This window comes from Pseudomonas sp. FP215, assembly GCF_030687795.1.
In the GTDB taxonomy this organism is placed as follows: domain Bacteria; phylum Pseudomonadota; class Gammaproteobacteria; order Pseudomonadales; family Pseudomonadaceae; genus Aquipseudomonas; species Aquipseudomonas salmasensis.
The window spans coordinates 6,086,715-6,107,966 of the sequence record NZ_CP117447.1 but is presented as its reverse complement, the minus strand read 5'-3'; the positions used below and the strand labels follow the sequence as shown (position 1 = coordinate 6,107,966).

At 61.2% G+C, this 21,252-nt stretch carries 22 protein-coding genes; 14 read left to right on the top strand and 8 right to left on the bottom strand.

Features of this window, described 5'->3' with window-relative positions:
- Positions 1 to 13 precede the first annotated feature (13 nt).
- Positions 14 to 778, bottom strand: coding sequence for a TOBE domain-containing protein (locus tag PSH76_RS27760; protein WP_305493260.1), 765 nt, complete (start codon positions 776 to 778; stop codon positions 14 to 16).
- Positions 779 to 836: 58 nt separating this feature from the next.
- Positions 837 to 1,574: a ComF family protein gene (locus tag PSH76_RS27755; protein ID WP_305493259.1), complete on the bottom strand. Its 738-nt coding sequence runs from the start codon at positions 1,572 to 1,574 to the stop codon at positions 837 to 839.
- Between the two features lie 92 nt (positions 1,575 to 1,666).
- On the opposite strand from PSH76_RS27755, the gene bioB reads away from it, so the two are divergent.
- The 10 genes from bioB (at position 1,667) to PSH76_RS27705 (ending at position 14,158) form a co-directional block, all read left to right on the top strand.
- The gene (bioB, locus tag PSH76_RS27750) at positions 1,667 to 2,722 is read left to right on the top strand and encodes a biotin synthase BioB (protein WP_032894995.1); all 1,056 of its coding nucleotides are present in this window, start codon (positions 1,667 to 1,669) and stop codon (positions 2,720 to 2,722) included.
- 65 nt (positions 2,723 to 2,787) lie between these two features.
- Positions 2,788 to 3,969 (top strand): 8-amino-7-oxononanoate synthase, encoded by a 1,182-nt coding sequence (gene bioF, locus PSH76_RS27745; protein WP_305493258.1) that lies wholly within the window; start codon positions 2,788 to 2,790, stop codon positions 3,967 to 3,969.
- Entirely contained in the window at positions 3,962 to 4,693 is a 732-nt protein-coding gene (locus PSH76_RS27740) for an alpha/beta fold hydrolase (RefSeq protein ID WP_032894997.1), read from the top strand. Before bioF ends, PSH76_RS27740 begins: the two co-directional genes overlap by 8 nt.
- Positions 4,686 to 5,498, top strand: coding sequence for a malonyl-ACP O-methyltransferase BioC (gene bioC, locus PSH76_RS27735; RefSeq protein ID WP_305493257.1), 813 nt, complete (start codon positions 4,686 to 4,688; stop codon positions 5,496 to 5,498). Before PSH76_RS27740 ends, bioC begins: the two co-directional genes overlap by 8 nt.
- Positions 5,495 to 6,175, top strand: a complete 681-nt coding sequence (bioD, locus tag PSH76_RS27730) for a dethiobiotin synthase (protein WP_032895002.1) — start codon at positions 5,495 to 5,497, stop codon at positions 6,173 to 6,175. The genes bioC and bioD overlap by 4 nt, the downstream gene beginning before the upstream one ends.
- Before the next feature lie 107 nt (positions 6,176 to 6,282).
- Positions 6,283 to 6,564: a hypothetical protein gene (locus PSH76_RS27725; protein WP_020302162.1), complete on the top strand. Its 282-nt coding sequence runs from the start codon at positions 6,283 to 6,285 to the stop codon at positions 6,562 to 6,564.
- 324 nt (positions 6,565 to 6,888) lie between these two features.
- On the top strand, positions 6,889 to 8,694 hold the full coding sequence (locus tag PSH76_RS27720) for a phenylacyl-CoA dehydrogenase (RefSeq protein WP_014720204.1): 1,806 nt from the start codon (positions 6,889 to 6,891) through the stop codon (positions 8,692 to 8,694).
- 317 nt (positions 8,695 to 9,011) lie between these two features.
- Entirely contained in the window at positions 9,012 to 10,301 is a 1,290-nt protein-coding gene (locus tag PSH76_RS27715) for a diguanylate cyclase (RefSeq protein WP_305493256.1), read from the top strand.
- A 90-nt stretch (positions 10,302 to 10,391) separates the two neighbouring features.
- Positions 10,392 to 12,161: an acyl-CoA dehydrogenase C-terminal domain-containing protein gene (locus PSH76_RS27710; protein ID WP_305493255.1), complete on the top strand. Its 1,770-nt coding sequence runs from the start codon at positions 10,392 to 10,394 to the stop codon at positions 12,159 to 12,161.
- A gap of 218 nt (positions 12,162 to 12,379) precedes the next feature.
- Positions 12,380 to 14,158, top strand: a complete 1,779-nt coding sequence (locus PSH76_RS27705; protein WP_138762849.1) for an acyl-CoA dehydrogenase C-terminal domain-containing protein — start codon at positions 12,380 to 12,382, stop codon at positions 14,156 to 14,158.
- Positions 14,159 to 14,384: 226 nt separating this feature from the next.
- Here PSH76_RS27705 and PSH76_RS27700 read toward each other — a convergent pair whose 3' ends face one another.
- A complete protein-coding gene (locus PSH76_RS27700; protein WP_305493254.1) occupies positions 14,385 to 15,284 on the bottom strand; it encodes a LysR family transcriptional regulator in 900 nt (299 codons plus the stop codon).
- 209 nt (positions 15,285 to 15,493) lie between these two features.
- On the opposite strand from PSH76_RS27700, the gene PSH76_RS27695 reads away from it, so the two are divergent.
- The 4 genes from PSH76_RS27695 to PSH76_RS27680 all read left to right on the top strand — a co-directional run bounded on the left by PSH76_RS27695 (position 15,494) and on the right by PSH76_RS27680 (position 17,900).
- Positions 15,494 to 16,756 carry an aspartate aminotransferase family protein gene (locus PSH76_RS27695; protein WP_305493253.1) on the top strand — a complete coding sequence of 421 codons (1,263 nt, stop codon included), beginning with the start codon at positions 15,494 to 15,496 and terminating at the stop codon, positions 16,754 to 16,756.
- A gap of 225 nt (positions 16,757 to 16,981) precedes the next feature.
- Positions 16,982 to 17,347 carry a type II toxin-antitoxin system RelE/ParE family toxin gene (locus tag PSH76_RS27690; protein WP_305493252.1) on the top strand — a complete coding sequence of 122 codons (366 nt, stop codon included), beginning with the start codon at positions 16,982 to 16,984 and terminating at the stop codon, positions 17,345 to 17,347.
- Positions 17,331 to 17,648, top strand: coding sequence for a DNA-binding transcriptional regulator (locus PSH76_RS27685; RefSeq protein ID WP_034133912.1), 318 nt, complete (start codon positions 17,331 to 17,333; stop codon positions 17,646 to 17,648). The genes PSH76_RS27690 and PSH76_RS27685 overlap by 17 nt, the downstream gene beginning before the upstream one ends.
- A gap of 93 nt (positions 17,649 to 17,741) precedes the next feature.
- A complete protein-coding gene (locus tag PSH76_RS27680) occupies positions 17,742 to 17,900 on the top strand; it encodes a YqaE/Pmp3 family membrane protein (RefSeq protein ID WP_003194776.1) in 159 nt (52 codons plus the stop codon).
- A 5-nt stretch (positions 17,901 to 17,905) separates the two neighbouring features.
- Here PSH76_RS27680 and pqqE read toward each other — a convergent pair whose 3' ends face one another.
- From pqqE to pqqA, 5 genes are all read right to left on the bottom strand, one after another.
- Positions 17,906 to 19,036 carry a pyrroloquinoline quinone biosynthesis protein PqqE gene (pqqE, locus tag PSH76_RS27675; RefSeq protein WP_019817403.1) on the bottom strand — a complete coding sequence of 377 codons (1,131 nt, stop codon included), beginning with the start codon at positions 19,034 to 19,036 and terminating at the stop codon, positions 17,906 to 17,908.
- Positions 19,029 to 19,304, bottom strand: a complete 276-nt coding sequence (pqqD, locus tag PSH76_RS27670; RefSeq protein WP_003194772.1) for a pyrroloquinoline quinone biosynthesis peptide chaperone PqqD — start codon at positions 19,302 to 19,304, stop codon at positions 19,029 to 19,031. The genes pqqE and pqqD overlap by 8 nt, the downstream gene beginning before the upstream one ends.
- Positions 19,301 to 20,053 carry a pyrroloquinoline-quinone synthase PqqC gene (gene pqqC / locus PSH76_RS27665; protein WP_003194770.1) on the bottom strand — a complete coding sequence of 251 codons (753 nt, stop codon included), beginning with the start codon at positions 20,051 to 20,053 and terminating at the stop codon, positions 19,301 to 19,303. The genes pqqD and pqqC overlap by 4 nt, the downstream gene beginning before the upstream one ends.
- An 11-nt stretch (positions 20,054 to 20,064) precedes the next feature.
- On the bottom strand, positions 20,065 to 20,976 hold the full coding sequence (gene pqqB, locus PSH76_RS27660; protein ID WP_014720194.1) for a pyrroloquinoline quinone biosynthesis protein PqqB: 912 nt from the start codon (positions 20,974 to 20,976) through the stop codon (positions 20,065 to 20,067).
- A 71-nt stretch (positions 20,977 to 21,047) separates the two neighbouring features.
- Positions 21,048 to 21,122: a pyrroloquinoline quinone precursor peptide PqqA gene (pqqA, locus tag PSH76_RS27655; protein WP_003194766.1), complete on the bottom strand. Its 75-nt coding sequence runs from the start codon at positions 21,120 to 21,122 to the stop codon at positions 21,048 to 21,050.
- Between the last annotated feature and the right edge of the window lie 130 nt (positions 21,123 to 21,252).

The window sequence follows — 21,252 nt, the reverse complement described above, 5'->3', positions numbered from 1 at the left end:
AGACGCGGGCCCGTTACACCGGGGTGCCGAGCAACACATGGCTGGGTGCAAACTGCACGCGGATCGGCTGGCCCTGCGCTGCGTCGATGGCCTTGAGTGCGACGGGCTGCGCCAGTGCGCACAACACTTGGCCGTTGGGCAGGGCGATACGCACCTCGCTGGGGCCGTCTTCGGCGGCGAGAATGGTCTCGATCACTCCGCTCATGCAATTGTGTCCAAGTGTTTCGGTTTGCCCGTCCGCCAGCAATTCCAGCCATCCGGCCTTGATCAGCGCGACCACTTCCACGCCAGTCTGCAGTTCCAGGCGCAGGGTGCTGTCGTGGGTGATCTGTGCGTCGAGGTGCAGGCCGCCGGCCAGTTGCAGGCGGATCATGTCGTTGTGGCCATGGCTCTCTATGGCGCTGACCTGGCCGTGCAATTGGTTGCGCGCGCTGGTGCGCAGCATCAAGCGGCCCAGCAGGTTGAAGTCGCTGGCCGCTTCGTCCGAGCCAAGGATCTCGGCCTGTAGCAGTTGCAGGCGCTGATAAAGGCGCAGCACCCGCTCACCTTCTTGCGTCAGTTTGGCGCCGCCACCGCCCTTGCCGCCGACGCTGCGTTGCACCAGCGGTTTTTGCGCCAGGTTGTTCAGTTCATCGATGGCGTCCCAGGCGGCCTTGTAACTCAACCCGGCACTCTTGGCCGCACGGGTGATGGAACCCTGCTCGGCGATATGCCCCAGCAAGGCGATACGCTGGGGGCGGCGGATGATGTGTTGGTTGAGAGGGCTGGGCACAGACATGGCAGATACGCTTGGGTGAGATGCGCCGACGTTGCCGCGCTGGCGCGGGGGAGTCAAGTCAGCTGCCGGGTTTGGGCGTACGGGCCAGGCAATACACGTCCACCTGGCGGGCGCCGGCATTTATCAACAAGCGCGCCAGGCTGTGGGCCGTGGCGCCGGTGGTGAGGACGTCGTCTACCAGCGCCAGATGTTGCCCGGCAACCTGGATGCCGGGAGCCAGGGCGAAGGCGTTGAGCAGGTTGCGTTTGCGGGTCTTGGCATCGAGGTCTTGCTGCGCCACGGTTTCGTGGGGGCGCAGCAGCGCATGTTCATCAACGGGAATGTCGAGGGCGTGACTGAGCCAGCGGGCCAGCATCAACGCTTGATTAAAGCCGCGTTCGCGCAGGCGTTTACGCGCCATGGGCACGGGCAGCAGGCAGTCGGGGCGCTCCAGTTCGGCGTTATCGAGGCGATGTTGCAAGTGCTGCCCCAGCAGGCGCGCCAACAGGTGCCCCAGCGGCCAACGCGCCTGATGCTTGAAGCGGCTGATCAGGGTGTCTACAGGAAAGCTGTAGGTCCATGGCGCGACCACTTGGTGAAAGGCCGTAGGCTGTTTTTGGCACTGGCCGCAGATCAACCCATCCATGGGCAAGGGCAGGGCGCAGCGCTCGCATTGCTCCATCAGCCATGGCAGTTGCGTTTCGCAGGCGCTGCACACGGCCTCGGCCGATTCGGTGCACTCATCGCAAATCAAACAGGGTTGTATGTTTTTTAACCAGATGTAAACCTGGTGTTTGTACTTGGGTTGACAGTGCATGGATCTTCCTTAAATATGCCGAGCATCCGTGTCGTGCCTGTGGGTATTGCCCTTCCCACAGCGCTTGCCAAAGCATAATCAAGGAATCGCCCATGAGCGCCAGCACCTCTGCCACCCTGCGTCACGATTGGTCTTTAGCTGAAGTCAAAGCCCTGTTCGTGCAGCCCTTCAACGACCTGTTGTTCCAGGCGCAGACCGTGCACCGCGCGCATTTCGACGCCAACCGCGTGCAGGTGTCGACCCTGTTGTCGATCAAGACCGGCGCCTGCCCGGAAGATTGCAAATATTGTCCGCAGTCAGGCCACTACAACACTGGCCTGGAAAAAGAGAAGCTGATGGAGGTGCAGAAGGTCCTCGAGGAGGCCGCTCGCGCCAAGGCCATCGGTTCGACGCGTTTCTGCATGGGCGCGGCGTGGAAACATCCATCGGCCAAAGACATGCCCTATGTGCTGGAAATGGTCAAAGGCGTGAAGGCCATGGGCCTGGAAACCTGCATGACCCTTGGTCGCCTCGACCAGGACCAGACCGAAGCCCTGGCCCAGGCCGGCCTGGACTACTACAACCACAACCTCGATACGTCGCCTGAGTTCTACGGCTCGATCATCACCACCCGCACCTACAGCGAGCGCCTGCAAACCCTGGCGTACGTGCGTGAGTCGGGGATGAAGATCTGCTCGGGCGGCATCCTCGGCATGGGCGAGTCTCTCGACGACCGCGCCAACTTGCTGATCCAACTGGCCAACCTGCCGGAGCATCCGGAATCGGTGCCGATCAATATGCTGGTGAAGGTAGCGGGTACGCCGTTGGAAAACGCCGATGACATCGACCCCTTCGATTTCATCCGCATGCTGGCGGTGGCGCGCATCCTGATGCCGCAGTCCCACGTGCGCCTGTCGGCCGGCCGCGAAGCCATGAACGAGCAGATGCAGGCCCTGGCGTTTTTTGCCGGCGCCAACTCGATCTTCTACGGCGACAAACTGCTGACCACCGCCAACCCCCAGGCTGACAAAGACATGCAACTGTTCGCACGCCTGGGCATCCTGCCCGAAGCCCGTGAAGAGCATGCCGACGAAGTGCACCAGGCGGCGATCGAGCAGGCGTTGGTGGAGCAAAAGAGCAGCGAGCAGTTCTACAACGCTGTGGTGTAACCACCTTTGGAATGCATTCCAGCTCCCCCATTGGACCCAGTTGAACCTGTTAAATCGAGGCCAGCATGTCTTTCGATCTCGCCGCGCGCCTCGCTGCCCGCCGTGCCGACCATCTTTACCGTCAGCGCCCCTTGCTGCAGAGCCCCCAAGGCCCGCAGGTGGTGGTGGACGGGCAACCGTTGTTGGCCTTCTGCAATAACGATTACCTGGGCCTTGCCAGTCACCCGCAAGTGATCGAAGCCTGGCGCGCCGGTGCGTCCCGTTGGGGCGTGGGCGGTGGCGCTTCGCATTTGGTGGTGGGCCACGCCACGCCGCACCATGAGCTGGAAGAAGCCCTGGCTGACTTGACCGGTCGTCCGCGTGCCTTGCTGTTCACCACCGGCTACATGGCCAACCTCGGCGCGGTCACGGCGCTGGTGAGGCAGGGCGATACGGTATTGGAAGACCGGCTTAACCACGCGTCTTTGCTGGATGCCGGTTTGCTGTCCGGTGCGCGTTTCAACCGCTACCTGCATAACGACGCGGGCAGCCTGGCCAAGCGCCTGGAGAAAGCCACCGGCAATACCTTGGTGGTCACCGACGGTGTGTTCAGTATGGACGGCGACCTCGCCGACCTGCCCGCGCTGGCCCGTGAAACCCGGGCCAAAGGGGCCTGGCTGATGGTGGATGACGCCCATGGCTTCGGCCCGCTGGGCGCCAACGGCGGCGGTATCGTCGAGCATTTTGGCTTGAGCCAGGACGACGTGCCCGTGCTGGTTGGCACCTTGGGCAAAGCGTTCGGCACCGCCGGGGCTTTTGTGGCTGGCAGTGAGGACTTGATCGAGAGCCTGATCCAATTCGCCCGCCCCTATATCTACACCACCAGCCAGCCACCGGCCCTGGCCTGCGCCACCCTCAAAAGCCTGGAACTGCTGCGCAGCGAACATTGGCGACGCGAGCACCTCAACGCGTTGATTCGCCAGTTCCGCCATGGCGCCGAGCAGATAGGCCTGGCGTTGATGGACAGCTTTACGCCGATCCAGCCGATCCTGATTGGCGACAGCGCCCGGGCACTGCGCCTGTCGCAGATGCTGCGCGAGCGCGGCCTGATGGTGACCGCCATTCGCCCGCCGACGGTGCCGGCCGGCAGTGCCCGTCTGCGGGTGACATTGACGGCGGCCCACAGCGAGGCGCAGGTACAGCTATTGTTAGAAGGGTTGCAAGCGTGTTTTCGCTTATTAGGCGACTCGGAGCCTGGCAATGCGTAATCGACTGATATTGCTACCGGGCTGGGGCCTGGGTGTGTCACCGCTGGAGCCGTTGGCCGCTGCGCTGCACGGCCTGAACGAGCACTTGCAGGTACAGATCGAACCCTTGCCGGCGCTTGAGGCCAGCGAGCTCGGTGAATGGCTCGACGAACTCGATGCGACGCTGCCGGACAACGCCTGGCTCGGGGGCTGGTCGCTGGGCGGCATGCTCGCGTCCGAGTTGGCGGCGCGCCGTGGCGAGCGGTGCTGCGGCTTGCTTACCCTGGCGAGCAACCCGTGCTTCGTCGCTCATGATGGCTGGCCTCACGGGATGCCTGCCGAAACCTTCGATGCATTCTTGGCCGGCTGTCATGCTGATTCCCAAGTCACGCTCAAGCGTTTTGGCCTGTTGTGCGCCAAGGGTGCCGAAGACCCACGCGGCTTGTCGCGCTTATTGGTCAGCGGCGCGCCGAATACCTCCCCCAGCGTGTTGATGCCCGGCCTGGAACTGCTGGCCCAACTGGATACGCGGGCGGCCTTGCAGGCTTTTCGCGGCCCACAGTTGCACCTGTTTGCCGGCCTGGATGAGCTGGTGCCTGCCGAAGCCGCCAGTGACCTGCTGGCCTTGCTCCCCGATGTGGAAATCGGCCTGATTGAACAGGCCGGTCACGCGTTTCTTCTGGAAGACCCTCACGGAGTCGCCGGGGCTATCCAGGCTTTTTTGCATGAGTGTGTTGATGACTGACCTATCCCACCCGCCCTTGCCTGGGGGCTTGCCGGACAAGCGCCAGGTCGCGGCCTCGTTCTCCCGTGCGGCGGCCAGTTACGACAGCGTCGCCGAGTTGCAGCGTGCTGTCGGGCATACACTGCTCAGCCGCTTGCCGCACGGGCTGGTGCCCCAGCGTTGGCTGGACATGGGCTGTGGCACGGGTTACTTCAGCCGGGTATTGGGCGAGCGTTTGCCCGGCAGCCAGGGTGTGGCGTTGGATATTGCCGAGGGCATGCTCAACCACGCGCGTCCACTGGGTGGCGCTGCGCACTTTATAGCCGGTGATGCAGAACGCTTGCCGCTTGCAGCGGACAGCTTCGAGCTGCTCTTCTCCAGCCTCGCGGTGCAGTGGTGTGCCCACTTTGATGCGGTGCTCAGCGAAGCCCAGCGTGTGCTGCGACCAGGTGGCGTGCTGGCCTTTGCCAGCCTGTGCGTAGGCACCTTGGATGAGTTGCGCGAAAGTTGGCGGGCGGCGGACGGCCTGGTCCACGTCAATCGCTTCCGCACCTTCGAGGCTTATCAGCAACTGTGTGCGGCCAGTGGTCTGCGCGTGATCAGCCTGGAGCGACAGCCCCATGTGTTGCATTACCCGGATGTGCGCAGCCTGACCCATGAGCTCAAAGCATTGGGCGCCCATAACCTCAACCCAGGCCGCCCGGGAGGGTTGACGGGCCGTGCGCGGATTGTCGCGCTGGTAGAGGCCTACGAGCAGTTCCGCCAGGCCCAGGGCCTGCCCGCCACGTACCAAGTGGTGTATGCCGTACTGGAGAAACCGCTATGAGCGCCGCGTACTTCATCACCGGAACAGACACGGACGTCGGCAAGACCACTATCGCCGCCGGCCTGTTGCATGCCGCCAGGCTCGCCGGCAAAAGCACGGCCGCCGGCAAGCCGGTGGCGTCGGGTTGCCAACTGACGGCCCAGGGCCTGCGCAATGCCGATGCCTTGGCGTTGCTGGCCGAGTGTTCCGTACCGCTCAGTTATGCCGAGGTCAACCCGGTGGCCTTCGAGCCGGCTATCGCGCCGCATCTGGCGGCGCGCGAGGCGGGCGTCGGGCTCACGGTGCAATCGCTGCTCAAGCCGATGCAGCAGATCCTGGCACGGGGCGCGGACTTCACCTTGATCGAAGGGGCGGGCGGTTGGCGCGTGCCCTTGGCCGACCAGGCCAACCTGTCGGACCTGGCCATGGCGCTCAAGCTGCCGGTGATCCTGGTGGTGGGCGTGCGCCTGGGGTGCATCAGCCACGCGTTGCTCACCGCCGAAGCCATCGCACGGGACGGCTTGCCGCTGGCGGGTTGGGTGGCAAACATAATCGACCCCAAGACCTCTCGTCTGGAAGAAAACCTCGCCACCCTGGCTGAGCGCCTGCCAGCGCCTTGCCTGGGGCGAGTGCCGAAACTCAAGCACGCCGGGGCTGCCGCGGTGGCCGAGTACTTGGAGCTGGACCTGCTTGACTGATTTTGGCTATCGCTAAGGCAATATGCCATTAGTGTTTTTGACGGGCCTTTTGCCAGGATGTCTGGTTCAATCGGGCTTCACGATTTTCTCAAAGGCAGGCTTACGCCATGGACATCTCTGGAAGCAGCGCGTTTTATTCGGGCCTGAGCACCATTCAGACCGGGCAGAACCGCGTCGACCAGGCGGCCGGCAAGATTGCCAGCGCCGCGACCACCCAGCCATCGGCCGCGCAAAGCGACCGCCTGCAAGCCAATGACCGTGCCCAAGCGTCCAACTCGGCGAGCAACATGGTGGAAATGGCCCAGGGCAAGTTTCAAGTCGAGCTGGGGGCGAAAGTCGCCAAGGCTTCGGATGAAATGCTCGGTACGTTGATCGATACCTACGCTTAACGTCTCTAATCGCACGCCCGCTCTTCTGTGGGAGATGGCTTGCCTGCGATAGCATTAACGCGTACTGCCTGATACACCCTGGCGTCTGCATCGCAGGCAAGCCAGCTCCCACAGTCGTTCGGCGACATTCTGCTTTTTCTTAAATCATGAGGCATCCCGCCGCAGGCCTTGCCGTGCCTGACGCTGACCCGCGTCAAGACAAACGGCATCTGGCCGACGCTTGACAACCCTGGGTCGTAAACGTATGTTTCAAACACCTGTTTGACCGCCATAACAAATCCACGCGGTTGTTCATCCCAGCTACATCAGCAGAGGTTTATCGCTATGCCTGACTACAAGGCCCCCTTGCGTGATATTCGCTTCGTTCGTGACGAACTGCTCGGTTATGAAGCGCACTATCAGAGCCTGCCGGCTTGCCAGGACGCTACCCCGGACATGGTCGACGCCATCCTCGAAGAAGGCGCCAAGTTCTGTGAGCAAGTACTGGCACCGTTGAACCGCGTGGGCGACATCGAAGGGTGTACCTGGAGTGAGTCAGGCGTTAAGACCCCAGCGGGCTTCAAAGAAGCCTACAAACAATTCGTCGAAGGCGGCTGGCCAAGCCTGGCCCACGACGTGGAGCACGGTGGCCAAGGCCTGCCGGAATCCCTGGGCCTGGCTGTGAGCGAAATGGTCGGCGAAGCCAACTGGTCGTGGGGCATGTACCCTGGCCTGTCCCATGGCGCGATGAACACCATTTCCGAGCACGGCACCCCCGAGCAGCAAGACGCTTACCTGACCAAGCTGGTGTCGGGCGAATGGACCGGCACCATGTGCCTGACCGAGCCACACTGCGGCACCGACCTGGGTATGCTGCGCACCAAGGCCGAGCCTCAGGCTGACGGTTCCTACAAAGTCTCCGGTACCAAGATCTTCATCTCGGCCGGCGAACACGACATGGCCGACAACATCGTCCACATCGTACTGGCCCGCCTGCCGGACGCACCGGCCGGCACCAAAGGCATTTCGCTGTTTATCGTGCCCAAGTTCCTGCCCAATGCCGATGGCTCGGTGGGCGAGCGCAACGCGGTCACCTGTGGTTCCCTGGAACACAAGATGGGCATCCACGGCAACGCCACCTGCGTGATGAACTTCGACGCGGCCACCGGTTTCCTGATCGGCCCGGCGAACAAAGGCCTGAACTGCATGTTCACCTTTATGAACACCGCTCGCCTGGGCACCGCGCTGCAAGGCCTGGCTCACGCCGAGATCGGCTTCCAGGGCGGCTTGAAATATGCGCGTGATCGCCTGCAAATGCGCTCCCTGACCGGCCCGAAAGCACCGGACAAAGCCGCTGACCCGATCATCGTGCACCCTGACGTACGCCGCATGCTGCTGACCATGAAAGCCTTCGCCGAAGGTAACCGTGCGATGGTGTACTTCACCGCCAAGCAAGTGGACATCGTCAAGTACGGCACCGACGACGAAGCCAAGAAGCAGGCCGATGCCCTGCTGGCCTTCATGACTCCAATCGCCAAGGCGTTCATGACCGAAGTCGGTTTTGAATCGGCCAACCACGGCGTGCAGATCTACGGTGGCCACGGCTTTATCGCTGAGTGGGGCATGGAGCAGAACGTTCGCGACAGCCGCATTTCGATGCTGTACGAAGGCACCACCGGCATCCAGGCGCTGGACCTGCTCGGCCGTAAAGTGCTGATGACCCAAGGCGAAGCGCTCAAGGGCTTCACCAAGATCGTGCACAAGTTCTGCCAGGCCAACGAAGGTAACGACGCGGTCAAAGAGTTCGTTGCACCGCTGGCGGCACTGAACAAAGAGTGGGGCGAGTTGACCATGAAGGTCGGCATGGCCGCGATGAAAGACCGCGAAGAAGTCGGCGCCGCCTCGGTGGACTACCTGATGTACTCCGGCTACGCCTGCCTGGCTTATTTCTGGGCCGACATGGCGCGCCTGGCTGCCGAGAAACTGGCCGCCGGCACCAGCGAAGAGGCGTTCTACACCGCCAAGTTGCAGACTGCGCGTTTCTACTTCCAGCGCATCCTGCCGCGTACCCGCACCCACGTGGCAACCATGCTGTCGGGCGCCAACAACCTGATGGACATGAAAGAAGAAGACTTCGGCCTGGCTTACTAAGCCTTACCGGGTCCCTAAAAAACCGCCGCCTCCTTCGGGACGCGGCGGTTTTTTTTGCACTCCTGTAGGAGCGAGCTTGCTCGCGAAGGTCGCTAACGATAACGCGGGCATTCTGGATAAGCGCGGTGCCTATGGGATCTTCGCGAGCAAGCTCGCTCCTACAGAAGGCGCGCATAAAAAACCGCAGTAAGGCACTCAGGGATTGCAACCCGCTGCCGTTACAGTGATGGCAATGTGATACATGCCCGGTCGGTTGTGCTTAACTGACCGCTTAGAGGCACAGTGCCATTATTTGTTTGCGGGTCGGAGTTTTACCCTTGTCACGCGTGTCCGCTGTACGTTTCAGCCATTTCCTCCCTTCGCTGCTGCTGTTGCTGGCCGGGCTTTCGGCTGCGTACGTCAAGGACCTCAGCGTTTTCTTCACCTCTCTGTTCAACGTGCTGCCCACCCTGGTCCTGCTGCTCGGCGGTGCCTACTGCGCGGTGTATCGACGCCAGCGTGAACTGTTCCTGATGGTCACGGTGTACGTCGCCTATTTCCTGCTGGATACCCAGACCGACTTCTACCGTGACAACGGCCGCGTGCGTGAAGACGCTGCGGTGGTGTTCCACCTGTGCTGCCTGCTGTTGCCCTTGCTGTTCAGCATCTATGCGCTGTGGCAGGAAAAGACCCATCTGTTCCGTGACTTCGTCGCCCGCTGCGCGGTGCTGCTGGCGGTGGGCAGTGTGGCGCTGGCCCTGGAGCAAAGCTTCCCCCAGGCCTTGCTGGGCTGGTTGGCGGAGATTCGCTGGCCGATGCTGCACGGCGCGTGGATGAGCCTGATCCAACTCTCGTACCCGATGTTCCTGATTGGTTTCCTCACCCTGGCCGCCCAATACTGGTACCAGCCGCGCCCGCTGCACGCCGCACAACTGGTGGGGTTGCTGGGCATGTTCTGGATGTTGCCGCAAACGTTCATCTTGCCGTTCACCCTCAACATCATGTGCAGCCAGGTGATGCTGATGATCGCTGCAGGCGTGGCGCACGAGGCGTATCAAATGGCGTTTCGTGATGAACTCACCGGCTTGCCGGGGCGCCGTGCGCTCAACGAGCGTATGCAACGGCTGGGGCGCAACTATGTGCTGGCGATGAGCGACGTCGATCACTTCAAGCGTTTCAATGACACTCACGGCCACGACGTCGGTGACCAGGTGCTGCGCCTGGTGGCGAGCAGGTTGTCCAAGGTCAACGGTGGTGGGCGGGCCTACCGTTACGGCGGTGAAGAGTTTGCCGTGGTGTTTGCCGGCAAGACTCTGGATGAGTGCATGCCGCACCTGGAGGAGATCCGCGAGATCATCGCCAGCTACGACATCAAGTTGCGCAACCCGGACCGTCCCCAGGACGACCATCAAGGCCGCCAACGCCGTGCGGGCAGCGGTGCATCCAGTGTGTCGGTGACGGTAAGCATCGGCGTGGCCGAGCGCCAGGCCGAGCAACGCAGCCCCGACGAGGTGCTCAAGTCCGCCGACCAGGCGTTGTACGCCGCCAAGGGCGCGGGGCGTAATTGTGTGGTCGCGGCCGGGCAAACCCGCCGTGGCGCGGTGCGCATGCAAAGCGCTGCCGGTTGAGTAATGGCGCTGTATTCAGCAGCGCTACAGTGATTGTCCACGGCCATGGCCGGCAGTAGGTTAACCCTATCTGCTGCCGGAGACATTGCCATGCCTGAGTACAAAGCTCCCCTGCGCGACATGCGCTTTCTGATCGACACCGTATTCGATTTCCACGGCCACTACGCGGCCCTGGGTGCCACGGATGCCAGCCCGGACATGGTCAGTGCGATCCTCGAAGAAGGCGCCAAATTCTGCGAAAACGTACTCGCGCCGCTCAATCGCAGCGGCGATGAAGAGGGCTGCCATTTCGATAATGGCGTGGTGACCACGCCTAAAGGCTTCAAGCAAGCCTTCGCCCAGTATGTGGAAGGCGGCTGGCATGGCGTGGCGGCAGACCCGGCCTACGGTGGCCAGGGCTTGCCCCATTCCCTGGGCCTGGTGCTGAGCGAGATGATCGGCTCCAGCAACACCTCCTGGGGCATGTACCCGGGCCTGACCCACGGCGCGATGTCGGCGATCCACGCCCACGGCACCGACGAACAGAAAGCCACTTACCTGAGCAAACTTACCGCCGGCGAATGGACCGGCACCATGTGCCTGACCGAAGCCCACTGCGGCACCGACCTGGGATTGATCAAGACCCGCGCCGTGCCGCAGGCAGACGGCAGTTATGCGCTCACCGGCAGCAAGATCTTCATCTCGGCCGGCGAGCATGACATGAGCGCCAATATCATCCACTTGGTGCTGGCCAAGCTGCCGGACGCACCGACGGGCACCAAGGGCATCTCATTGTTTATCGTGCCCAAGTTCCATGCCGACTCCGGCGAGCGCAATGCGGTGCACTGCGGCTCCATCGAACACAAGATGGGCATCAAGGCCTCGGCCACCTGCGTGCTGAACTTCGATGGCGCCAAAGGCTATTTGATTGGCGAGGCGAACAAGGGCCTCAACTGCATGTTCACCATGATGAACCACGCACGCCTGGGTACCGGCATGCAGGGTCTGTGCAACGGCGAGGCGAGCTTCCAGGGCGCGATCAAGTACGCCAACGACCGCCTGCAAATGCGTTCGCTCACCGGCGCCAAGTCCCCGGAGAAAGCCGCCGACCCGATCATCGTGCACGCCGATGTCCGTCGCATGTTGCTGACCATGAAAGCCTTCAACGAAGGCAACCGCGCTTTGACCTATTTCACCGCGCAACTGCTCGATACCGCGCATCTGGGCAGCGACGCCGGCCAACGCCAGGAAGCCGAGGACCTGTTGGCCTTCCTCACCCCGATCTGCAAAGCCTTCATGACCGAAACCGGGCTGGAGGTGACCAACCACGGCATGCAGGTATTCGGTGGCCATGGCTATATTCGTGAGTGGGGCATGGAGCAACTGGCCCGTGACGCACGTATCGCCCCGATCTATGAAGGCACCAACGGCATTCAGGCTCTGGACCTGCTCGGACGCAAGGTGCTGGGCAGCCAGGGCAAGTTGCTGCGTGGGTTTACCAAAATTGTGCATAAGTTCTGCGCGACCAATGCCGAGCATGCGCAGCTCAAGGCCCAGGTGGCGCAACTCAATGAGCTGAACCAGCAATGGGGCGAACTGACCCTGAAGGTCGGCACGGCGGCGATGAAAAACCCTGACGAAGTGGGCGCGGCGGCGATGGATTACCTGATGTACAGCGGTTACATCATCCTCGCCTACCTGTGGTTGCGCATGGCGATCGCGGCGCACGCCCAGGATGACCAAGGATTTGCCCAGGCGAAGCTTGCGACCTGCGACTTTTATTTCAAGCGCCTGTTGCCGCGTACGGCCATGCACCGCGCTGCGGTGGAGGCAGGGAGCGAATGCCTGATGAGTCTCCCAGCCGACGCTTTCTCCTTGTAGGAGCGAGCTTGCTCGCGAAGAACTTCAACGATTCGCACACGCCTGGTTTAACGGGGTGTTCTTGAGTTTTTCGCGAGCAAGCTCGCTCCTACAGTGTGACTTATAAATACTTAATGGTCACGAACGGACCCTATGTGTCTGAAAAGTTGTTCGGGTACACTCGGCGTCTGTAAAACCGATCCTATCGAATCACTTTTCACGTTCTCACGAGGTTTGCCATGGCTGATTACAAAGCGCCGTTGCGTGATATGCGCTTCGTCCTCAACGAAGTTTTTGAGGTCGCTAATACTTGGGCCCAGTTACCGGCATTGGCAGACAGCGTTGACGCCGAAACCGTCGAGGCGATCCTGGAGGAGGCCGGCAAAGTCACCGCCAAGTCCATCGCCCCACTCAGCCGCGGCGGCGATGAGCAAGGCTGCCACTGGGCAGACGGCGCCGTCACGACCCCCGACGGTTTCCCCCAGGCCTACAGCACCTACGCCGAAGGCGGCTGGGTAGGCGTGGGCGGCGATCCGACCTACGGCGGCATGGGCATGCCCAAGGCCGTGTCGGCGCAGGTTGAAGAGATGATCAACTCGTCGAGCCTGGCTTTCGGCCTGTACCCGATGTTGACTTCCGGTGCCTGTGTATCGATCAACACCCACGCCAGCGAAGAGCTCAAGGCCACCTACTTGCCGAAGATGTATTCCGGTGAGTGGGCCGGTTCCATGTGCCTGACGGAGGCTCATGCCGGTACCGACCTGGGGATGATCCGCACCAAGGCCGAGCCTCAGGCGGACGGCTCCTACAAGGTCAGCGGCACCAAGATCTTCATTACCGGTGGCGAGCACGACCTGACCGACAACATCATCCACCTGGTGCTGGCCAAACTCCCGGACGCACCGGCCGGGCCCAAGGGCATCTCGCTGTTCCTGGTACCGAAGTTTTTGGTGAATGCCGATGGCAGCCTGGGCGCGCGTAACCCGGTGAACTGCGGTTCCATTGAACACAAGATGGGCATCCAGGCCTCCGCCACCTGCGTGATGAACTTCGACGAAGCCGTGGGCTACTTGGTTGGTGAGCCCAACCGTGGCTTGGCGGCGATGTTCACCATGATGAACTATGAGCGACTGGGTGTTGGCATTCAGGGCTTGGCATCGGGCGAGCGCTCCTATCAGAACGCGATTGAATATGCCCGCGACCGCCTGCAAAGCCGCTCCCCGCTAGGCGCGCAGGCCAAGGACAAGCCGGCAGACCCGATCATCGTGCATCCGGATGTGCGTCGCATGTTGCTGACCATGAAGGCGGCGAACGAAGGCGGCCGGGCGTTCTCCACCTACGTGGCGACGCAGTTGGACATCGCCAAGTTCAGCGACGATGCGCAGGCCCGCGAGCGTGCCGATAACCTGGTGGCGTTGTTGACCCCGGTTGCCAAGGCGTTCCTCACTGACCTGGGCCTGGAAACCACCGTGCTCGGCCAGCAGGTATTTGGCGGCCACGGTTACATCCGCGAGTGGGGCCAGGAGCAGTTGGTGCGTGATGTGCGCATCACCCAGATCTACGAAGGCACCAACGGCATTCAGGCCTTGGACCTGATGGGCCGCAAGATCGTCGGCAGCGGCGGTGCGTTCTATACCTTGTTCGCCGATGAGATCCGCCAGTTCATCGCCGCATCGGGCCCTGAGTTGGCCGAATTCACTAAGCCGCTAAGTGCGGCTGTGGATAACTTGGATGAGCTGACGGCCTGGGTGCTGGACCGCGCCAAGAGCAACGCCAATGAAATCGGCGCGGCCTCGGTGGAATACCTGCATGCGTTCGGCTACATGGCCTATGCCTATATGTGGGCGCGCATGGCCAAGGCGGCGTTGGGCAAAGAGGGCGAAGAGGATTTCTACGCCAGCAAACTGGGAACTGCACGGTTCTACTTTGCCCGTCTGTTGCCGCGTATCCACTCGTTGAGTGCGTCGGTAAAAGCCGGTAGCGAATCACTGTTCCTGATGGATGAAGCCCTGTTTTAAGGGCGGGGAGGGCGTGTAAGCATTCTCTTACATGACGTGCTGCTAATCGTCCTCTATCGCCACATTGGATCCACGGCTAATCTACTTCACATGGACGTCGCGCAGGAAGCGCAAAGCAACAACACGGACACGTAGGATTCTGCCAGGACGGCGGAGTGAAATGGATGTCAGGGAAACAGTCTGCAAAGCCCCGCTTCGGCGGGGTTTTCTTTTGCCCGCGAAAAAGTCAGGCGCTTGCCGGCGGGGCATTCATCACGTCTTCCAGCAGGGTGCGCAGCAACGCCACCGTCGCCTGCTGGCGTTGCACATCGCGACACACCAACCCGACTTTCAGCACTACCCTGGGCTCGCTCAAGGGTTTCCACAGCAGCGCCTTGCTGTTGTGTTCGTCCTGGGAGCGCCCGGGCAGCACCGTCGCCAAGCGGGTGTGAGGCAGGCTGTCGAGAATGCCCAGCATGGTATTGAGCTCCGCCTGCACTTGCGGACGCCGCCCGAGGTTAGACAGTTGGCCTTGCCAGATCTGCCGAACCTGAAACTCCTCCCCTAGCAGCAACATCGGTAATTCGGCGGCTTGTTTGAGCGAGACCTTCTTGAACTCGCGCAACGGATGGTCCTCGGGAATCACCACTTTCAACTCGTCTTCATACAGCAGCACGCCATGCAGGCCCGGTTGACGGGGTGGCAGGTAACTGATGCCGATATCGAGTGAGCCATTGAGCAATCGCCGTTCAATCTCAAGCCCGGTCAGTTCGTAGATCTGCACCACCAAATGAGGCTGGGCCTTGCGCACGCGCTCAAGCATCTGCGGCACCAGGCTGGTGTGCACGGTTTGCAGCACGCCGATGGCCAGGGTGCGCATGGCCTGGCCCTTGAAGTTGCGCAGCGCCTCGACGGCTTGTTGCATGCCATCAATCAGCGGCAACGCATGGTTGTATAGGGTGTGGGCCGCCAGGGTTGGCAACAGGCGCTTGCTGCTGCGTTCGAACAGGCTGACGTCGAGGTTCTGTTCCAGTTGGCGAATCTGTTGCGACAGCGCTGGCTGGGAGATCGACAGACGCTCCGCGGCACGGCCTACGTGGCCTTCCTCATACACCGCGACGAAATAACGCAGTTGCTTGAAATCCATAAGGTTTGCTTATCGAAAAAGCTGGAAAATCGAAATGGCCGCTGGCCCCCGAGGCGCCTAGTCTAGCGCCTATTCGCAGGGCTTACAGGGCCGGATCGGACAATGAACAGCGTTTTTGTTGATAGCGTTTACATAGGCAAGGCAAAAAATCTGAAGGCCTCATTGGCCGGCGGTATCGACCAAGGTCAGGTTGCCAGCGGAGGTGAAGTGTGAACTTGTTCCGTCGCTTCGCGCCGAGTCTGGATGACCTGGTTGTGCATGCCCCGCGTACAGAGGTTTCCAGCCAGTGCCTGATGCCCACTGTGGCGCGCCCGCCCCAAGTATTTGTGCAGGGGCAGGGCTCCTGGCTTTCGGACGCTGACGACCGCGCCTATCTGGATTTCAGTCAAGGCGGTGGTGCCAACAGCCTGGGCCACAGTCCCCAGGCCGTGCGCGACGCCATTGCCGAACAGATGCACACCGTGATCAACCCCGGCCTGGGCTTGCACAACCGTGCGCAACTGGACCTCGTCGACCGTCTGTGCCACCACACCGGCAGTGATCAGGCCTACTTGCTCAACACGGGTGCCGAAGCCTGTGAAGCGGCGATCAAGCTGGCACGTAAGTGGGGCCAACGGCATCGCGGTGGCGCTTACCACATCATCACCGTGAGCAATGGCTGTCATGGCCGTAGCTTGGGGGCGATGTCGGCGTCGGCTGTGGCCTGCGAAAACCGTTTCGAACCGCAGTTGCCAGGTTTCAGCCAGGTGCCGTTCAACGATCTGCCGGCCCTGCACGCAGCGGTGGATGCGCAGACCGTCGCTATCATGCTGGAGCCGATCCAAAGCGGCGGCGCTGTCATCCCCGCGACAGAGCATTACCTCAAGGGCGTCGAACGCCTGTGTCGTGAGTTGGGGATCCTGCTGATCTTCGACGAAGTGCAAACCGGCGTGGGCCGCTGCGGCAGCTTGCTGGCCGAACAGCAATACGGCGTGCGCGCCGACATCATTGCCCTGGGCAAAGGCCTCGGCGGGGGCGTGCCCCTGGCGGCGCTGCTGGCGCGTGGCACTGCCTGTTGCTTCGAGCCGGGCGAGCTGGACGGTACGCATCATGGCAATGCGCTAATGGCATCTGCGGGTATCGCGGTACTCGACGCTGTATTGGCGAACGGCTTTCTCGAGCATCTGCGCGAATCCGGCTTGTACCTGGCAGAAGGCCTTGCCCGTCTGGCCTACCGTTACGGCCATGGGCCCTTGCGCGGCAACGGGCTGCTTTTGGGCCTGACACTGTCGGACGATTGCGCCGCAGCAGTGGTCAAGGCCGCGCTGCACGAAGGCCTGATTCTCACCGCCTCACAACCTGACTGCCTGCGCTTTACCCCTGCGCTGAACATCAGCAAAACCCACATCGACGAAATGCTGCTGCGGCTTGCCCGCGCCTTTTCTCGGGTGCGCACCGCTCAAGTGCAATGCCGCAAGGGCATCGCCGTTTGACCCCAGTTTCCTGAACCGTCTCGCGGCATACGCGGCGCCTCCAGCCTGATTCTTTTGGCTGGGGGCGTTTTTTTGTCTGGGTAATTTCTGGTGTGAAAACGTTGATTGAGTCTCTCTGGAAACAGTGGTTTTTTAGCGGGCGTCGGCAAGGACTGCCGATCGGGTACGACGTGCTCGACTTTCAATCTATACCACTGGGTGGTATGTTTTTCGGAAGGGATCTCCATGAAGCTCAGGTTGTTCAAAACACGGCGATTTGCCGAGGCGGCTACAAAAGCCTGGATCTGCGATTCGGAGTTGAGGGAGGCGTTTGGCGAAATGTTGAGGGGGCAGGCAGATAATCTGGGAGGTGGTGTCTGGAAAAAGCGCCTCAATCAAAATCGACATCGTTCCATCGTATTGGCCAAGGGTAGACACTATTGGGTCTATCAGTTGCTATTCGCGAAGAAGGATCAAAGCAACATTACTCAACGCGAACTGGTTTGGTTTCGATCACTGGCCAAAACTTATGAAGGGTTAAATGAGGCACAGATTCAGCAAATGCTGGATCTCAAGGAGTTTGTGGAGATACATCATGACCAAGAAGTATAAAAGCGAGGCGTTTGAGTCCATTCACGAGTCAGCCAAAGCGCTTCATGCTGTCGGCGCCATCAGCAAAACCACTTTGCGAGAATATGATGAGGCATGTTTATCCATGCCAGACCAAATCCCTGCCGAACAGATCAAGCAACTACGGGAAAGCAGCCATGTCAGCCAACCTGTATTCGCCCGCTACCTGAACACCAGCGCGTCCACGGTCAAAAAATGGGAGTCGGGAGAGAAACGCCCTAGCGGCATGGCGCTCAAGTTATTGAGCATCGTGCAAAAACATGGCCTGGAGATCCTAGCCTGAGATGGCCCAATGCCAGAATCCACTGAACCCTCACGAACCGCCAAGGTCGATTAGCTACACGGCTCACACGAGCCGATTTTCTGGAGCTGACCCATGGACATTATTCGTATCATCATCGCCATTCTGCTGCCGCCATTGGGTGTGTTCCTGCAAGTAGGCTTCGGCGGTGCCTTCTGGCTGAATATCCTGCTGACCCTGTGCGGTTACTTCCCGGGCATCATCCACGCGGTGTACATCATCGCCAAGCGTTGAGGCCCTCAGCCTTTTGCAATGAGCCTGGAGTTGCGCTCATTGCGAAAGGCAAGTTGCTCGATGGTCTGGGTGGCCTGTTCGGCCTCTTCCCGCGCCTGAAGGATGATGCCGTGCTGCTCGGATTTGCTGCATACCGGGTCGGCGTTGCTGGCGTCACCGGTGAGCATGAAGGCCTGGCAACGGCAGCCGCCGAAGTCTTTTTCTTTTTCGTCGCATGAACGGCACGGCTCGGGCATCCAGTCGTAGCCACGAAAGCGATTGAAGCCAAACGAGTCGTACCAGATGTGCTGCATGCTGTGGTCGCGCACATTGGGAAACTGCACGGGCATCTGCCTTGCGCCGTGACAAGGCAGGGCGGTGCCGTCGGGCGTGACTGTCAGGAAGATGCTGCCCCAGCCATTCATGCAGGCTTTGGGGCGCTCCTCGTAATAATCCGGTGTCACGAAGATCAGCTTGCACGGGTGGCCTTCGGCTTCCAGCTTGGCGCGGTACTCATTAGTGATGCGTTCGGCGCGCACCAACTGCTCGCGGGTGGGCAGCAAGCCCACGCGATTGAGCTGCGCCCAACCGTAGAACTGGCAGGTGGCGAGCTCGACGAAATCCGCTTCCAGCGCAATGCACAGCTCGATGATGCGGTCGATCTTGTCGATATTGTGCCGATGGGTGACGAAGTTCAGCACCATCGGGTAGCCGTGGGCTTTCACCGCTCGGGCCATTTCGAGTTTTTGCGCGAAGGCTTTTTTCGAGCCGGCCAGCAGGTTGTTCACCTGCTCGTCACTGGCCTGGAAGCTGATCTGGATATGGTCCAGGCCGGCTTTCTTGAAGTCGCTGATTTTTTGCTCGGTGAGGCCAATGCCCGAGGTGATCAGGTTGGTGTAGAAACCCAGCTTGCGCGCCTCGCCGATCAGTTCGGCCAGGTCCTGGCGCACCAGCGGCTCACCGCCGGAAAACCCTAGCTGCGCGGCGCCCATTTCACGGGCTTCGCGAAAAACCTTGATCCATTGTTCGGTGCTCAGCTCCTTGCCCTGCTCGGCGAAATCCAGCGGGTTGGAGCAATACGGGCACTGCAACGGGCAGCGATAGGTCAGCTCGGCCAGCAGCCACAGCGGCAGGCCGATGGCGGGTTTCTCAGGCAAGGGTGATCCAGTGCTCAGCACGGGCGACCTCCATGAATTGCTCGATGTCGTCACCCAGCTCCGGCACGCCGGGGAACTGCTTGTCCAGCTCGGCAATGATGGCCGCCACGTCGCGCTCGCCGTCGATCAGGCCGCCGATCAATGCGGCGCTGTCGTTGAGCTTGATCATGCCTTCGGGGTAGAGCAGAACATGGCCTTTCTGTGCAGGCTCGTACTGGTAGCGATAGCCCTGGCGCCAGGTCGGTTTTTTGCTGCGATCAAAGCTCATAGGGTGATCCCTTTATGCCATACCCGCTGCTCGGTCACGCTGTGGTAGGGCGGGCGTTTGAGTTCGTAGGCCATGCTCATGGCGTCCAGCATGCTCCACAGGATGTCCAGTTTGAACTGGAGAATTTCCAGCATGCGCTCCTGCCCCTCGCGGGTGGTGTAGTGCTGCAGGGTGATCGCCAAGCCGTGTTCCACATCGCGACGGGCCTGGCCCAGGCGTGTGCGGAAGTACTCGTAACCGGCCGGGTCGATCCACGGGTAATGCTGGGGCCAGCTGTCGAGGCGCGACTGGTGGATTTGCGGCGCGAACAGCTCGGTCAGCGAGCTGCTGGCGGCTTCTTGCCAGCTGGCGCGGCGGGCGAAGTTGACATAGGCGTCCACGGCGAAGCGCACGCCGGGTAGCACCAGCTCTTGAGAGCGCAATTGGTCGGGGTCCAGGCCCACAGCCTGGCCCAGGCGTAGCCAGGCTTCGATACCACCGTCTTCACCGGGCGCGCCGTCATGGTCGAGCAGGCGCTGGATCCATTCGCGACGGATTTCACGGTCTGGGCAGTTGGCCAGGATCGCCGCGTCTTTCAGCGGGATATTCACTTGATAGTAGAAGCGATTGGCGACCCAGCCCTGGATCTGCTCACGGCTGGCGCGGCCTTCGTACATCGCCACATGGTAGGGGTGATGGATATGGTAGAAGGCGCCCTTGGCGCGCAAGGCGGCTTCGAACTCAGCCTTGCTCAACGGTGTGTCGGTCATTTCGATCGCTCCTACAATTCAATGCTCATGCCGTCGTAAGCCACTTCGACATTGCGCCGCACCAGCTCCGCTCGCTCGGGGGAGTCTTCATCGAGGATCGGGTTGGTGTTGTTGATGTGGATAAGCACTTTGCGCTGCTTGGGCAGCTGCTCCAGCACTTCAAGCATGCCGCCGGGGCCGTTCTGGGCCAGGTGGCCCATCTCGCGCCCGGTGCGGGTGCCGACGCCACGGCGCTGCATTTCATCGTCGTCCCACATTGTGCCGTCGACCAGCAGGCAGTCACTGCCGGCCATGATGTCCAACAGCGGCGCGTCGACCTTGCCCAGCCCAGGGGCGTAGAACAATTTGCCGCCGGTGCGCAGGTCTTCGACGATCAGGCCAATGTTGTCACCGGGGTGCGGATCGAAGCGGTGTGGCGAATAGGGCGGTGCGGCGCTGCGCAACGGCAGCGGGGTGAAGCGCAGGTTGGGGCAGGCCGGGATGGTGAAGCTGGCGTCCAGCTCGATGCGGTTCCAGGCCAGGCCACCGTTCCAGTGGGTCAGCATGGTGAACAACGGGAAACCGGTGCTCAGGTCTTCGTGGACCATGTCGGTGCACCACACCTGGTGCGGGCAGCCTTCGCGCAGGCTCAGCAGGCCGGTGGTGTGGTCGATCTGGCTGTCCATCAGGATGATTGCGCTGATGCCGGTATCGCGCAGGGCGCGGCCCGGTTGCATGGGCGCAAAGCCCTGGAGTTGCGCGCGAATATCCGGCGAGGCATTACAGAGCACCCAATTCACGCCATCGTCGGAGATCGCGATGGACGACTGGGTACGCGCGTGGGCCCGCAGGCTGCCATCGCGAAAACCTGCGCAGTTCACGCAGTTGCAGTTCCACTGCGGGAAGCCACCGCCGGCGGCGGAACCTAGAATCTGGACAAACATGATCGCTCCATCAAGCACAGCTCAAAACAAAAACGCCCCGGGCGAACCGAGGCGTTGTATTACTCAGCCAATCAACGGCTGGCGAAGTACATGGTGACTTCGAAACCAATACGCAGATCAGTGTAAGCAGGTTTGGACCAGGTCATATTCTTACTCCTATCAAGGGATGGGACGTTCACTACCAAGTAATACATATAGTCCACCTCCCATTGGAGATGTTCAGATATTGCTGCGCAATGTTACGCAATTTTATTCGAGTTAGCGCTGTCTCGGTGG